This is a genomic window from Pseudomonas sp. UBA6276, assembly GCF_002438365.1.
GTDB classification, from domain to species: domain Bacteria; phylum Pseudomonadota; class Gammaproteobacteria; order Pseudomonadales; family Pseudomonadaceae; genus Aquipseudomonas; species Aquipseudomonas coleopterorum.
Genome location: NZ_DJUS01000047.1, coordinates 65,019 through 78,386 on the forward strand (window position 1 = coordinate 65,019; position 13,368 = coordinate 78,386).

Sequence of the window (13,368 nt, forward strand, 5' to 3'; positions counted from 1 at the left end):
CTCGAATCGTTACCTAACATCAGAGGCTTCCTACCATGACCACACGCGATGAAATCCAGCCGAAAGCTCCGACCCTCGACGCGAGCGGCAAGCCCGTGAACGTGGTCGAGCGCGATATCGAGAACGAAACCCCGGCGACCGAAGGCGTCGACAAGGTCATCACGCCCACCTCCATCAAGGAGAAAGAGCAGGACGCCGAGACCTTGCAGCGCAAGACCGCCGAGATCGAACGCAAGATCGCAGACGGTCGTTGATGTCGTGAAAAGGGAGAAAAGTGCAGCTAACTGTCCGTTCACATCCGTTTCACGCGGTGTTCACATTCTCGGGCGTAATGTTGACCTTGCTCCTTCTTCAAGCCCGCTTTCCTCCCCGTCGGCGGGCTTTTCTTTGCCTGCGATTTGGCGTTTCGCCCATCCAGGCCTGCTAACCTCTCTTATTCAAGCGTCGACCCGAACCGGATGTCGGCGCGTTGCAGCGCCTTGTTGCGCTGCCTTCCAAGGAGCTTGACCCCGCCATGACCATTTCTCTGCGCACACGGCTGCTGACCGTGTTGATGTTCACCACGCTGCTCAGTGGCTGCGGCATCAATAACATTCCGCAATATGACGAACAGGTGAAATCGGCCTGGGCTCAGGTGGAGAACCAGTACCAGCGTCGTGCCGACCTGATTCCCAATCTGGTGGAAACGGTGAAGGGTTACGCCAAGCAGGAACAGGACACCCTGACCCGGGTAATCGAAGCGCGGGCCAAGGCCACTTCGATCCAGGTCGACGCCAATACCCTGGACGATCCGGCCAAGCTGCAGCAGTTCGACCAGGCTCAGCAGCAACTCAGCGGTGCCTTGAGCCGTTTGATGGTCACTGTCGAGCGCTATCCTGACCTGAAGTCGAACCAGAACTTCCTGGCCTTGCAGTCGCAGCTAGAAGGGACCGAAAACCGCATCGCGGTGGCACGTCGTGACTTCATCGCCTCGGTCGAGAAGTACAACACCGAGATCCGCACCTTCCCCGGCAAGCTGTGGCAGATGACCATGTACCGTGACCAGAAGGTTCGCGAGAACTTCAAGGCCACGGCACCCAATGCCGAGCAAGCGCCGAGCGTGAAGTTCCAATGAAGCCATGGCGGTGCCTGCCGCTGCTGATGCTGCTGTGGGTCGCCACCGCCGGAGCGCTGGAGTTTCCAGCGCTCAGCGGCCGGGTGGTGGACCAGGCGGGCCTGCTCGACGGGCAGACCCGCAGTCAGCTCAGCCAGATGCTCGAAGCACACGAGCAGGCGACCTCCGAGCAGGTCGTGGTGGTGACCGTACCGGATCTGCAAGGTACGGACATCGCCGACTACGGCTATCAACTCGGACGCGCCTGGGGCATAGGGCAGAAGGGCAAGGATAACGGCGCCCTGCTGATCGTGGCCAAGGCCGAGCGCAAGGTGCGCATCGAAGTGGGCTACGGTCTGGAAGGGCAGCTCACCGACGCGCAGTCCTCCATCATCATCAATAACGTGATCGTGCCGTCGTTCCGCCAGGGCGATTTCGCCGGTGGCATTCGTGCTGGCGCGGCCGCCATGTTGCAGGTGCTGGGCGGTGATCCACTGGCCGAGCCCCAGCGCAGCAATGCGCAGGGTCAAGGTCAGGAGCAGCAGCGCCTGCCGTGGCCGGCGTTTCTCATCTTGATCATCATCGTGATCGTGATGATCCGTGGTGGGGGAGGCGGGCGTGGTGGTCGCGGCGGCGGTGGCGGTTCGGTACTCACCGGTGCGGTGCTGGGCAGTGTGCTCGGCGGCGGCCGTGGCGGCGGTGGTTTCGGCGGCGGCGGTGGTGGTTTTGGTGGCGGTGGCGGCGGCTTCGGCGGCGGGGGGGCATCGGGTGGCTGGTAAATCGAGCAGGTACGCAGCATGACATTACTGGACGAAAGCGCGCAGAAGCGCGTGGCCACGGCCATTGCCGAGGCCGAACTGCACACCGACGCCGAACTGGTTACGGTGCTCGCACCGCAATCCGACGACTACACCTACATTCCGCTGCTGTGGGCGGGGTTGATCGCCTTGCTGGTGCCGGGCCTGATCAACTATTACCCCGGCTGGCTGAATGCCCACCAGTTGCTGCTGGCGCAGTGGGCGACCTTCATCGTGATGGGGCTGCTGTTCCGCATTCCTGCGCTGACTACGGCATTGATGCCGCGCCGTGTGCGTCACTGGCGGGCGGCCAACATGGCCCGTCGGCAGTTCCTGGAGCGCAAGTTGCACCACACCCAGGGCGCGACGGGAATGTTGATCTTCGTTTCGGAGGCGGAACGGTACGTGGAAATCCTGGTGGACGAGGGCATTTCCAGCCGTATTGGCGATGACACCTGGGGTGCGATCGTCGAGACATTCACCGCGCGGGTCAAGCGGGGTGAAACGATGGAGGGCTTCGTGGGTTGTATCCAGGCGTGCGGTGAGGTATTACGTGAACACGTACCTGTAACCCATCCTCGCAACGAGTTGCCTGATCGGTTGGTCGTGCTGGGCTGACCGCTCAGCCCTGCCAATGGACCTAACGAGGTTACGAGCTGTCAAAGTGGCATTACGCTATCATTCGCACTTTGCCCACGGAGCCTCGCCATGAGCTCGATTATTTTCCCCCAGCCGTTCAAGGCGGTTGGCTGCTCCGACTGTCGAAACCTGGATGCCCTGGGTTTCGACTTCACCATGGCATTCCAGCCCATCCTCAACGTGCGCAGCGGGCAGCCATGGGCCTATGAAGCCTTGGTGCGTGGCATCAACGGTGAGTCTGCGTACAGCATCCTGAGCCAGGTCAACGACGGCAATCGCTACCGTTTCGACCAGTCCTGCCGCGTCAAGGCCATCGAGCTGGCCACCCGTTGGGGGCTGCTGGACCTGCCTGACTGCCTGCTCAGCATCAACTTCCTGCCCAAGGCCGTCTATCGCGCCGAAACGTGCATCCGTGCCACGCTCGAGGCAGCCCGCGAATTCGGCTTTCCGCTGAATCGGCTGATGTTCGAAGTGACCGAAGGCGAGCGTGTAGACGACCCGCTGCATTTGCAGTCGATCTTCAGCGAATACGAGAAACAGGGATTCGTCACGGCGATCGATGACTTCGGGTCAGGGTATTCGGGCCTGAATCTGCTGGCGACCTTCCAGCCCAAGGTGCTGAAGATCGACATGGCACTGACTCGCGATCTAGATCATGACGCCGTGCGCCAGGCCATCGTGGCGGGGATCGTACTGGTGGCCGGCAAGCTGAACATCACCGTCGTGGCCGAGGGCGTGGAAACCGTCGGCGAAAGCACGGCCCTGCAGGGACTGGGGATCGACCTCCAGCAAGGCTACCTGTTCGCCCGTCCGGCCATTGGCATGCTTCCGCTCAAGCATTGAGCAAGGGGTTGCTTCAACTTGCGCGAGTCGCTGACTCCTGGTGAAGGTAGCTTGCAAGGGCCTGCTTGGTCAGGTCGTTGAGCGTAATGCTTTGCCGGTTAGCAGCAATACTGGCTGCCAAGTGCAACTCGTGGCCTATTCGCACATTGAACGACCCTTTACAGGGTACTTCCGGCGCCACCTTCAGGTTGGCGCATGTTTCCAGATAATCGTCTACGGCTGTGTGAAACGCTGCGATGAGTTGTGAGACTGTTTGTCCTTCATAGCTGATCAGCGCCCGCACGAACTGCGCTTTGCCATATAGGCAGTCGTCTTCAGCGCTCGCCTCGATCGATCCGAAATAGCCGCGGTATTGAAGCAATGGGTTCATGGGATCAGGCCTCCGTTTTTCAATTGAGCAATGATCTGCCGCCGGATATAGGGTTTGATTTCATTACCCGGATGAGGACAATGTAGGCTGATTAAGGCCTTCGGATCACCATTGTAGAATTTGACACGGCTACCACTGCCTTGAATTGGCTCGTAGCCAAACCCCTGCAATACTTTCACCAGTTCATTCCATGTGAAATCGCCATCCTGCGAGATCAGTTTGGCGATGAGCTTTCCTTGCCTGGACATACCTCTCCCTAGGTGCGACTAAATTTAGTTGCCCATCAATTGCGCGTCAATATCTGCTGCTTGGCTAGGTTTAGATCAGGAATGAGGATGTAGGCGAGGGCAAATGATACGAAGGATGTGCAGGAGTGCCCGAGGGAAGCATAGGTGGGTGGTCAGACCGTCTTGCCAGTAGACGAGCTCACCAGGCAGGTGGGCTCGTCTGCTGCAGCATCAATCCTCGAGAATGAACGCGAACTTGTCGTCGATCAGCATCTTCAGGTAGGCGTCGAAGCTGTCGGCGATGACCACGTATTCGTCCGGGTCGTGGACGAAGCGGATCACTTGGCCTTTGGTGCCTTTGCTCGTGGGGTTGAAGTCGATGAACAGCGTGGAGGTACCACCGTTGTTCATGCAGTGCGAGAAGCACAGCCTCTCGCCTAGGATGACATCGGGATCGATGCGCTTGTCGACCATGTCCGGGTTTTCCAGGAACAAGTCGTCGTAGATGTCGGCAATGGTTTTGTCGTTGGCGGTGCGGTCTTCGAGGATCTGTTCGACCGAGCGCAGGTAGTACGGGTACCCGGCGATGTCGGAGCCCAGGATGAGTACCGAAACTTCCCCTTTTTCGTACTTCTGCCAGTGCGTGCCGTTCACCTTGGCAAGCAGGTGCAGGAGGCTGTCCGGGCAATCAGGGTAGACTTCTTTGAGCGCATCCAGTTGGGTGGAAGAGGCGCCGGTGGCGAACGCGAGTTCGTCAAGGCTGGCGGCGGGCAGGGCGGCTTTGAGGCCTGAGTGAAACTGTTCGACGATGCTCAAGGCTGCTTCCTTACGCGGGTTTTGTTTGAGCACCATTGGGCGATTCGTGGGGGGGAGTCAAGGGAATTTACTGTTTGGGGGATTTGTGGGGGGCTTGGGATGTGTGGGGAGGCGACTGGCCTCTTCGCGGGCAGAGCCCGCTCCCACAGGGCCTGCTTCCACAGGGCCTGCTCCTACAGGGCCTGCTTTCACAGGGCCTGCTTTCATAGGAGCTGCTTGCATAGAGGCCAGCGGGGTGTCAGCGCCAGCGGACGGTGTAGTGCGCGGGGACGTCGCTCATCTGGGGCTGGAAGTGGGTGTTGGAAATGACGTGGGTCTGCACGTCTCCGGCGGCGTCGTGCAGTTCGATGCGATCGCCCGCGCCGGCGTTGAGGGTCACCTCGTAGATCAGGGCCTTGTTGGGCTCCAGGGACGATTCGAAGGGGCCGAAACGGGTGCCGTCGATGCGAACGATGTAGACCTGGTGGGCGCCTTGGGTGGATGTGCTGGTCACTGCGAAAACTCCATACCTTTGCTGGTCGATATCTATGTGGGCTGTCACAGGCTCAGGCGCATGGACAGGTCTACCGCTTTTACATCCTTGGTCAGGGTGCCGATCGAGATGTAGTCCACACCCGTTTCGGCAATGCTGACCAAGGTCGAATCATTGATGCCGCCGCTGGCTTCGAGCTTGGCCTGGCCGGCGTTGATGCTCACCGCTTCGCGCATGTCCGCAAGGCTCAGCTCGTCGAGCATGACGATGTCCGCGCCCGCGGCCAGTGCCTCGCGCAACTCGTCCAGGCTTTCGACCTCGATTTCCACGGGCTTGCCCGGTGCGATGCGTTGCGCGGCCATGATCGCCTGGGCCACGCCGCCGCACGCGGCGATGTGGTTTTCCTTGATCAGGAATGCATCGTACAGGCCGATGCGGTGGTTATGGCAACCGCCGCAGGTCACTGCATACTTTTGCGCCAGGCGCAGGCCCGGCAGGGTTTTGCGCGTGTCCAGCAGTTTGACCTGGGTGTGGGCAACCCGCTCGGCGAACGACTGCGCGCGGGTGGCGACGGCTGACAGCAACTGCAGAAAATTCAGCGCACTGCGCTCTCCGGTCAGCAGCGACCGTGCCGGGCCTTCAAGGTGAAACAACGGCTGGTTGGCTTGTGCCTGTTGCCCGTCCACTACCTGCCAATGCACCGCCACGCGGGGGTCGAGCTGACGAAACACGGCGTCGACCCAAGCGGTGCCGGCGATGGTGCAGGTGTCGCGGGTAATGATGGTGGCCTTGGCCAGGCGCTCGGCCGGGATCAGTTGCGCGGTGATATCGCCGCTGCCCACGTCTTCGAACAACGCACGGCGCACGTTGGCTTCGATTTCAGCGGTCAGATCGGCAAGACGAAGATTGGGCATGACGCGCTCCATCGGCAAAGTGGGGCGGATTATAGGATACTGCGCGGCTCGGAGCGAAGCCCTGCGCCTAGTGCCGTAATGTGCTGCAAAAAGAGATGCATTTGGTCGGCTCAGATGAGCTTTTCAGGTTATTTACGGTCAATCTTCTACTTAGCTCCGTGCTCGCTGAACTGCTTGTCACCTTGGTAGTCAGAGATCACTGTCTGTGAGGTCAGGTGGGCGATGACGTCACGTGGTTGGCAGGGATGTCGACGCTCTTTTTCGTGGGTGGGGGGTTCTTGATGGCGAACGATGGGAAAGTGGTTTCACTGAACAAGGCGGCCGTCGATCCAGCGAGCCAGCCTGCCAGTGTGCGCCTGCCTGTCGTCCTGTTGCAGGTGCGCGACAAAGCCGCGCTGCAACTCAAGCAGGCCCTTCAGGTGTTGTTCGACAACGCCGACGACACCCTTTTCGAAATGGCCGATCGGGCGTTGAACAACGTCGATCAGAACACCTTTTTCGAAGCCATGCGCGACTTGCGCCTCAAGCGCAAGAGCATCGAGCGCGGCTTCCTCGAAAAATTCTACGAAAGCTTCGTGCGCGTGGGTCAGTACGACACGGCCGAAACCAATGCACCTGCGCCGCTGAGCTACGACAAGCTGGCCTTGGTGCCCAACGACGAGCTTGAGCGCACCGTGGCGCTGGACGCCATGGTCAGCAAGGTGCTGAGCCGTGACAGCTTCGCCCTTGGCCAGTTGACCACCCGTTTGAACGTGCTGCTCACGCGCCGCCTGGATGATTCCACCAATCCCCTTGGCCCGGTCATGCTCTGCGACTATTTTCTTCAAGCCGGGCGCAGCCTGGGCGTGGAGATCAAGGTCAAGCTGATCATCCTCAAGCTGTTCGAAAAATACGTCCTGACCGATACCGATCAGCTCTACGCCGAGGCCAATCAGTTGCTCATCGCCGCCGGAATCTTGCCCGAGCTCAAGGCCGCGCCGGCCCGTCGCGCCGCCGATCGCTCCAGCGACCGTGCGCGCCCCGCGGCCGTCGAACCGGAAACGCGCACCGAAGCACCGAGCAAGCCTGCCCAGCGCGATGAAAGCGTGCAGGAAGTGTTCGGGGCCCTGCAGGATCTGCTGCACGATCTGCGTGGCAGCATGGCGCCGAAGATGGAGCCGCCCAGCGAGGCCATGCCGATCTCGACCAGCGACCTGATGCGTCTGCTGTCTCATCTGCAGCATCACGTTCCCCAGCAGACGCCGCAGAACGATTACGACCTGCGCCAACAACTGGAACAATTGCTGACCCGCGTCAGCGTCAAGAGCGGCAAGTTTCGCGTGGTGGGGGTGGTGGACGAGGACGTCATCAACCTCGTTGCCATGCTCTTCGAATTCATTCTCGACGATCGCAATCTGCCTGACTCGCTCAAGGCCTTGATCGCGCGTCTGCAGATTCCCATGCTCAAGGTCGCAGTGCTGGACAAGAGTTTCTTCAGCCGTGGCGCCCACCCGGCCCGGCGCCTGCTCAACGAAATCGCCTCGGCGGCGATGGGGTGGGGCAGCCGCGACGATTACCAGCGCGATGCCTTGTATTTGCGGATCGAGCAGATCGTCCAGCGCCTGCTCAACGATTTCGTCGATGACACCTCGCTGTTCTCCGAACTGCTGGTCGATTTCCTTGCCTTCAGCAATGACGAGCGCCGCCGCAGCGAGTTGCTCGAACAGCGCACCCGCGATGCCGAAGAAGGCCGCGCTCGCGCGGACCTTGCACGTCATCTGGTGGAGAAGGAACTCAACAGCCGCTTGCTGGGCCGCACGCTGCCGCTGGTGGTGGTCAATCTGCTGCAGGATGCGTGGAGCCGAGTGCTGTTGCTGGTGTGCCTGAAGCATGGGGCCAACTCGGATGAGTGGCAGGCGGCATTGGCGACTGTCGACGATTTGATCTGGAGCGTCGAGCCTCACGATGATCCGGATATGCGCATGCGCCTGCTGGAATTGGTGCCGGGTCTGCTCAAGTCCCTGCGCGACGGCCTCACCAGCACCGCGTTCGACCCGTTCGCCACCAGTGAATTCTTCAGCCAGCTGGAAGTGCTGCATGTCCAGGCATTCCAGCGCGAACTGGCGGATGTCGAGGGGACTTCGAACGGCGACGAGTCGCTGGTGCAGGTGGTCGAGGAGATCGTCCTGGCACCGGTCGGTGAAACCGCCGATGGTGAAGCCCAGCTGCGTCTTCCGGAGGATGACCCAGGCCTGCTGCAGGTCGACAAGCTGCGCGTCGGCACGTGGGTGGAACTGCAGGAAAACGAAGAGTTCAAGCTGCGCTGCAAGCTGACCGCGATCATCGAGACCTCGGGCAAGTATGTGTTCGTCAACCGTACTGGCATGAAGGTGCTGGAAAAGACTCGCATGGGGCTGGCGGTCGAGTTCCGTCGCGGTACCGTGCGAGTGCTCGATGACACGCTGTTGTTCGACCGGGCACTGGATTCAGTGGTCACCAACCTGCGCAAGCTCAAGGCGAATTGACCGGCCCTGGGTGCAGGCCGTCTTCCTGGGTCTGACTTCTCAGGTCTGAGAGTTCATACTGGGGCTCCTTGATTGGCCAGCAGGACTCCAGATGCGGTTGAACGGTTTCACGGGATGGTGCGAAGGCGCTCGGCATTGTCCCTCGCCCAACTTCAACGAGCGCCCTGACGGCGAAGTCTCGCTGTTGGTCATCCACAACATCAGCCTACCGCCCGCGCAATTTGCCACGGGCAAGGTGCAGGCCTTCTTCCAGAACCGTCTCGATGTCACTGAGCATCCCTATTTCGAAGGGATTTCCCACCTGCGGGTGTCCGCGCATTTTCTGATCGAGCGCGACGGTGGGGTGACGCAGTTCGTCTCTTGCCTGGACCGCGCCTGGCACGCTGGGGTGTCATCGTTCGACGGCCGCGAAAACTGTAATGATTTTTCGGTAGGCATCGAACTGGAAGGCACCGATGATCAGCCCTTCGCCGATGCCCAGTACGAGGCGCTCGTCACCCTGACCCGGCTGTTGCTGGAGCGCTTCCCGGCGTTGAGCGTGGAGCGGATACGCGGTCACAGCGATATCGCCCCGGGTCGCAAGACCGACCCCGGCCCCTGTTTCGATTGGGCGCGTTACCGTGCCGCCTTGCTCAATGAAGAGGATGCTCGATGATCTTTCTAGTGCTGCTGTTGGTCTTGCTGGCGGAGAAGTTTTCCGGTCTGCGCCAGCGCGTGCAACGTGATGGGTTCTTCCTCGGTGAACTGCACCGGCTAGAGGCGCGGTCGGGCCTGGCGCTCGAGCCATGGCTGGTGCTGGGTATCAGCGTGGCACTGCCAACGCTGCTGCTGGCGTTACTGCTGTATGTCTTGCAGCCGGTCGCGTATGGCTTGCTGGCGTTGCCGGTGCATCTGCTGGTGCTGATCTACAGCCTGGGCCGTGGTGACGTTACCGTAGGGCTGGGGCCGTTTCGCGACGCCTGGCGCCGTGAAGATACCCAGGCGGCGGTACACGTGGCTGAACGTGACATGGGGGTCACTGCCGAGGATGGCAACAGCCTGCTGCAGAGGGTGCAGGGCCATCTGCTCTGGGAAGCCTATCAAAGCTTTTTCGCGGTGATCTTCTGGTACGCCGCGCTGGGCCCTGTGGCGGCGCTGATCTATCGGCTGGTGGCCTTGGTGGCCGAGCAGTCTCGGCATCCCGCAGTGGCGCTGCGGGCGCAGCGCCTGCGTCATGCCCTGGACTGGCTGCCGGTGCGCCTGTTGGCGGCCAGCTTCGCACTGGTCGGCAACTTCGTGGCGGTGAGCCGAGTGATGTTGCACGAAGTGCTCAGCTGGGACATCGACGCAGCGACGCTGATCGGCCGGGTCGGTCGTGTGGCAGGCGATGTGCCGACGCCGGTGGTAGGCCCGGCAGGCGTGGAAACGCTGGACAGCCTCTGGCAAATGGTCGTGCGGGCCGGGGTGTTGTGGTATGCGGTGTTGGCGGTGGTTTCGGTTTTGGCGTGATTTTTCAGGTTCATCGTGTCGAACCCGGACGCGGCTCGCGCCGCTTTTGTAGCAGCGGCGGCGGGAGCCGCATCAGAGGTCACTGCCCATCGGGCCAGCCGAACAGGGCATTGGCATTCTGGGTGCTCGCAGCGGCCAGGGTCTGAACGTCGGTGCCGATGATCTTCGCCAACGCTTCGGCGATGTCCGGCAGGTGCTCCGGGCTGTTGCGTACGCCAGGATGCATCGCTGGCGCCATGTCCGGCGCGTCGGTTTCCAGAACGATGGCGTCCAGCGGCAAGCGCGGCAGCACCTTGTGCATGCGTAACGCCTGAGGCCAGGTCGGCGCGCCACCCAGGCCCAGCTTGAAGCCCAGCTTCAGGTACTCCCGCGCTTCCTCCCAACTGCCGGCAAACGCATGGATGACACCGACCCGCGGCAGCTGGAAACGCTTCAGCGTCGCAATCACGGCGGCATGACTGTGGCGCACATGCAGCAGCACCGGCAGCGCCAGATCTGCCGCCAGTTTCAGCTGCGCTTCGAATAATGCCTGCTGCCGGTCGCGATCCAGATCCTTGAGGTAGTAATCCAGACCGAACTCGCCAATGGCGCAGAGCTTGGGGTGTCCGTGCAACCGTTCCAGCCAGTCGCGCAGTGCGTTCACATGGTCGGGCTGATGTTCTTCGAGAAACACCGGGTGCAGGCCCAGGGCCGCGTACACCCGCTCATCCGCCAGGGCCAGGTCCCACGCCCGTTGCCAGTTGGCCTGGTGCACGCCCAGGACCACCACCCGTTCCACGCCTCGCGCCGCAGCGCTGTCCAGCACGCGCGGGCGATCGGCATCGAAGTCGGGGAAATCCAGGTGGGTGTGGGTGTCGATCAAGCGCACGATCAGGCCTCGTGAATCCTCTGTTTGAAGGTCCGGGCCAGGGCATTCACGCCGGGCTCGTAGTGCTTTTGTTCAACGGCGGCCAGGGCCAGTTCCAAGGCCTTGCTGGCGATCATGTCGTGTTGCTGGGCCATGGCGTTGACCGGTAGCGGTAAAAAGTCCAGCAGCTGGGTGTCGCCGAACGTGCCTAGGTGCAGCGCCTGGGAATCCAGCGGGCGCTGCTGCAGGACATCGAACACACCCTGCAGCAGGACGTAGGAGGTTGTCACCATTGCATCGGGCAGGTGGCCAAGCTGGTCGAGCAGGGCGAGCATGGACTGCTGGCCGCCTTCGCGACTGAAATATTCGCTGTGCTCGACCAGCACCGTGCCGTCGAAATCGGCCAGCGCGGTGTTGAAGCCCTCGGTTCGTGCCTGACTGATGCTCAGCTCTGACCGAGCGCCGATCAGAGCGATGTGCCGTGGCTTGGGCAACAGCAGGCTCTGGGTCAATTGCAGGCTGGCGTTGCGGTCATCGCTGATGACCGAACAGAACTGCGCCGGGTCCATCATCCGGTCGATGGCGATCACCGGCGTGCCTTTGGCCTGCAACTCGCGGTAACTGTCGTCACTGGCCGGCAGGCAACTGGCGACGAACAGCGCGTCGCAGCGGCGGGCGCGAAAAAGTTGCAGCAATTGCAGTTCACTGGCAGCGTCGTCGTCGGAACTGGCGATCAGCAGTTGATAGCCGTGAGCGCGAGCGCCCTGTTCGAGCCGCTTGGCGATGCGCGCGTAGCTGGGGTTTTCCAGGTCCGGCAGGATGAAACCCAGGGTGCGGGTGTGCCGACTGCGCAGACCGGCCGCCTGGGGGTTGGGCGTGAAGCCCTGTTCCTGAACGATGGCTTCGACGCGTGCCACCGTCGCCTTGCTGATGCGTTGTTGAGCAGCCTTGCCGTTGATGACGTAACTGGCCGTAGTGACCGAGACGCCAGCCAGGCGAGCAATATCGCTGAGTTTCAACCGTTGATTCCTTGTGGTCGGCGCGCCGTTGCCGGAGCATCTGGATCGCGCTTATTCATCGTTGGTCAGGTTGCGTCGGGCCGTGATCAGGCAACGTAACCGACAGGTTGGACTTCAATCATGGAAGATTATCGAGTAACGTGCGCTGCATTCTAGATTAAACGTTTCAGCCTGCGCGTTTCCTGCCGTAAAACATCTCTCGTCGAGGTCTCACCCTTACCCTCGGCAACGCAGGCCGGACGTATCGAGAGTACAAAGCCCGCCCATAGGTGCTCTATGCTCAAACTTCACAACAATACCTCAGCGCGCTGCCGCCGCTGTAAAGGAGAGAGGCAATGCTGGAGCTCACTATAGAGCAGATATCCATGGGCCAGAGTGCCGTGGATAAACCCGCCGCCCTGCAATTGCTCGCCGACAAACTGGTTGCCGATGGTTTGGTGGCCGAAGGTTACCTGGCCGGCTTGCAAGCGCGTGAAGCTCAAGGCTCGACCTTTCTTGGCCAAGGCATCGCCATTCCCCACGGTACGCCCGATACCCGCGACCTGGTGTTCACCACCGGCGTGCGCCTGCTGCAATTCCCCGAAGGCGTGGATTGGGGCGATGGCCAGATGGTTTACCTGGCCATCGGCATTGCCGCCAAATCCGACGAACACCTGCGCCTGCTGCAATTGCTGACCCGCGCACTGGGTGAAACCGACCTGGGTGAAGCGTTGCGCCGGGCCAGCGATGCGCCAGCGCTGCTGAAACTGCTGCAGGGGGCGCCGCAGGAATTGGCGCTGGATGCGCAGATGATCAGCCTGGGGGTGATGGCCGAAGATTTCGAAGAGCTGGTGTGGCGCGGTGCGCGTCTGCTCCGCCAGGCCGATTGTGTAAGCAATGGTTTCGCGGCGCTGCTGCAGCAGGTCGAAGCGCTGCCATTGGGCGATGGCCTGTGGTGGCTGCACAGCGAGCAAACGGTCAAGCGTCCGGGCCTGGCGTTCGTCACTCCGGACAAGCCCCTGCGCTATCTGGGGCAGCCGTTGACTGGTCTGTTCTGCCTGGCGAGTCTGGGTGAAGCCCACCAGGCGCTGCTCGAACGCCTGTGCGCTTTGCTGATCGAAGGCCGCGGCAACGAATTAGGCGGCGCCACCAGCACGCGGGCAGTGCTCGAAGCGCTCGGTGGCGAGCTGCCAGCCGACTGGCCCAGTGCGCGTATCGTACTGGCCAACGCCCACGGCCTGCATGCCCGCCCGGCGAAGATCCTGGCGCAGCTGGCGAAGAGCTTCGACGGCGAGATCCGCTTGCGGGTGGTCGAGTCCGGCGGCCTTGCCGTGTCCGCCAAGAGCCTGAGCAAGCTGCT

Annotated in this window: 16 protein-coding genes; 9 read left to right on the forward strand and 7 right to left on the reverse strand. The window is 61.6% G+C overall.

Features of this window, described 5'->3' with window-relative positions; all coding sequences use genetic code 11:
* The first annotated feature begins 35 nt into the window (after positions 1-35).
* The 5 genes from B2V21_RS05515 (at position 36) to B2V21_RS05535 (ending at position 3,372) form a co-directional block, all read left to right on the forward strand.
* Positions 36-254: a hypothetical protein gene (locus B2V21_RS05515; RefSeq protein WP_043192846.1), complete on the forward strand. Its 219-nt coding sequence runs from the start codon at positions 36-38 to the stop codon at positions 252-254.
* Positions 255-514: 260 nt separating this feature from the next.
* Entirely contained in the window at positions 515-1,114 is a 600-nt protein-coding gene (locus B2V21_RS05520; protein WP_049861160.1) for a LemA family protein, read from the forward strand.
* Positions 1,111-1,872: a TPM domain-containing protein gene (locus tag B2V21_RS05525; protein ID WP_090360313.1), complete on the forward strand. Its 762-nt coding sequence runs from the start codon at positions 1,111-1,113 to the stop codon at positions 1,870-1,872. The genes B2V21_RS05520 and B2V21_RS05525 overlap by 4 nt, the downstream gene beginning before the upstream one ends.
* A gap of 18 nt (positions 1,873-1,890) precedes the next feature.
* Complete coding sequence (locus B2V21_RS05530; RefSeq protein WP_286916266.1) at positions 1,891-2,508, forward strand: TPM domain-containing protein; 618 nt, start codon at positions 1,891-1,893, stop codon at positions 2,506-2,508.
* 90 nt (positions 2,509-2,598) lie between these two features.
* Positions 2,599-3,372 carry an EAL domain-containing protein gene (locus B2V21_RS05535; protein ID WP_049861163.1) on the forward strand — a complete coding sequence of 258 codons (774 nt, stop codon included), beginning with the start codon at positions 2,599-2,601 and terminating at the stop codon, positions 3,370-3,372.
* 13 nt (positions 3,373-3,385) lie between these two features.
* Here B2V21_RS05535 and B2V21_RS05540 read toward each other — a convergent pair whose 3' ends face one another.
* The 5 genes from B2V21_RS05540 to nadC all read right to left on the reverse strand — a co-directional run bounded on the left by B2V21_RS05540 (position 3,386) and on the right by nadC (position 6,171).
* Positions 3,386-3,742 carry a type II toxin-antitoxin system HicB family antitoxin gene (locus B2V21_RS05540; RefSeq protein ID WP_049861164.1) on the reverse strand — a complete coding sequence of 119 codons (357 nt, stop codon included), beginning with the start codon at positions 3,740-3,742 and terminating at the stop codon, positions 3,386-3,388.
* Positions 3,739-3,990, reverse strand: coding sequence for a type II toxin-antitoxin system HicA family toxin (locus tag B2V21_RS05545; protein ID WP_286916267.1), 252 nt, complete (start codon positions 3,988-3,990; stop codon positions 3,739-3,741). The genes B2V21_RS05540 and B2V21_RS05545 overlap by 4 nt, the downstream gene beginning before the upstream one ends.
* 210 nt (positions 3,991-4,200) lie before the next feature.
* A complete protein-coding gene (locus B2V21_RS05550) occupies positions 4,201-4,785 on the reverse strand; it encodes an SMI1/KNR4 family protein (RefSeq protein WP_286916268.1) in 585 nt (194 codons plus the stop codon).
* 238 nt (positions 4,786-5,023) lie between these two features.
* Positions 5,024-5,278 carry a hypothetical protein gene (locus tag B2V21_RS05555; RefSeq protein WP_049861166.1) on the reverse strand — a complete coding sequence of 85 codons (255 nt, stop codon included), beginning with the start codon at positions 5,276-5,278 and terminating at the stop codon, positions 5,024-5,026.
* 44 nt (positions 5,279-5,322) lie between these two features.
* The gene (gene nadC, locus B2V21_RS05560) at positions 5,323-6,171 is read right to left on the reverse strand and encodes a carboxylating nicotinate-nucleotide diphosphorylase (RefSeq protein WP_286916269.1); all 849 of its coding nucleotides are present in this window, start codon (positions 6,169-6,171) and stop codon (positions 5,323-5,325) included.
* 281 nt (positions 6,172-6,452) lie between these two features.
* Between nadC and B2V21_RS05565 the strand changes: the two genes are divergently transcribed.
* The 3 genes from B2V21_RS05565 to ampE all read left to right on the forward strand — a co-directional run bounded on the left by B2V21_RS05565 (position 6,453) and on the right by ampE (position 10,163).
* A complete protein-coding gene (locus B2V21_RS05565) occupies positions 6,453-8,675 on the forward strand; it encodes a DUF1631 domain-containing protein (RefSeq protein WP_286916270.1) in 2,223 nt (740 codons plus the stop codon).
* A 91-nt stretch (positions 8,676-8,766) separates the two neighbouring features.
* The gene (ampD, locus tag B2V21_RS05570; RefSeq protein WP_286916271.1) at positions 8,767-9,330 is read left to right on the forward strand and encodes a 1,6-anhydro-N-acetylmuramyl-L-alanine amidase AmpD; all 564 of its coding nucleotides are present in this window, start codon (positions 8,767-8,769) and stop codon (positions 9,328-9,330) included.
* Positions 9,327-10,163: a regulatory signaling modulator protein AmpE gene (ampE, locus tag B2V21_RS05575; RefSeq protein ID WP_286916272.1), complete on the forward strand. Its 837-nt coding sequence runs from the start codon at positions 9,327-9,329 to the stop codon at positions 10,161-10,163. The genes ampD and ampE overlap by 4 nt, the downstream gene beginning before the upstream one ends.
* Before the next feature lie 79 nt (positions 10,164-10,242).
* Here ampE and B2V21_RS05580 read toward each other — a convergent pair whose 3' ends face one another.
* Both B2V21_RS05580 and cra read right to left on the reverse strand, forming a co-directional pair.
* Positions 10,243-11,031: a TatD family hydrolase gene (locus B2V21_RS05580; protein WP_286916273.1), complete on the reverse strand. Its 789-nt coding sequence runs from the start codon at positions 11,029-11,031 to the stop codon at positions 10,243-10,245.
* Between the two features lie 2 nt (positions 11,032-11,033).
* Positions 11,034-12,029 (reverse strand): catabolite repressor/activator, encoded by a 996-nt coding sequence (cra, locus tag B2V21_RS05585; protein WP_286916274.1) that lies wholly within the window; start codon positions 12,027-12,029, stop codon positions 11,034-11,036.
* A gap of 335 nt (positions 12,030-12,364) precedes the next feature.
* Here cra and fruB point away from each other — a divergent pair.
* On the forward strand, positions 12,365-13,368 hold a 1,004-nt coding region (fruB, locus tag B2V21_RS05590; protein ID WP_286916275.1), incomplete at its 3' end, for a fused PTS fructose transporter subunit IIA/HPr protein.

Excerpts from the sequence above, each read along its gene's own strand:
- ampE (WP_286916272.1), top strand. The coding sequence starts at position 9,327 with ATGATCTTTCTAGTGCTGCTGTTGGTCTTGCTGGCGGAGAAGTTTTCC.
- B2V21_RS05565 (WP_286916270.1), top strand. The coding sequence starts at position 6,453 with ATGGCGAACGATGGGAAAGTGGTTTCACTGAACAAGGCGGCCGTCGAT.
- B2V21_RS05530 (WP_286916266.1), top strand. The coding sequence starts at position 1,891 with ATGACATTACTGGACGAAAGCGCGCAGAAGCGCGTGGCCACGGCCATT.
- B2V21_RS05545 (WP_286916267.1), bottom strand. The coding sequence starts at position 3,990 with ATGTCCAGGCAAGGAAAGCTCATCGCCAAACTGATCTCGCAGGATGGC.
- nadC (WP_286916269.1), bottom strand. The coding sequence starts at position 6,171 with ATGCCCAATCTTCGTCTTGCCGATCTGACCGCTGAAATCGAAGCCAAC.
- B2V21_RS05515 (WP_043192846.1), top strand. The coding sequence starts at position 36 with ATGACCACACGCGATGAAATCCAGCCGAAAGCTCCGACCCTCGACGCG.
- B2V21_RS05525 (WP_090360313.1), top strand. The coding sequence starts at position 1,111 with ATGAAGCCATGGCGGTGCCTGCCGCTGCTGATGCTGCTGTGGGTCGCC.
- B2V21_RS05535 (WP_049861163.1), top strand. The coding sequence starts at position 2,599 with ATGAGCTCGATTATTTTCCCCCAGCCGTTCAAGGCGGTTGGCTGCTCC.
- B2V21_RS05520 (WP_049861160.1), top strand. The coding sequence starts at position 515 with ATGACCATTTCTCTGCGCACACGGCTGCTGACCGTGTTGATGTTCACC.
- ampD (WP_286916271.1), top strand. The coding sequence starts at position 8,767 with ATGCGGTTGAACGGTTTCACGGGATGGTGCGAAGGCGCTCGGCATTGT.
- B2V21_RS05540 (WP_049861164.1), bottom strand. The coding sequence starts at position 3,742 with ATGAACCCATTGCTTCAATACCGCGGCTATTTCGGATCGATCGAGGCG.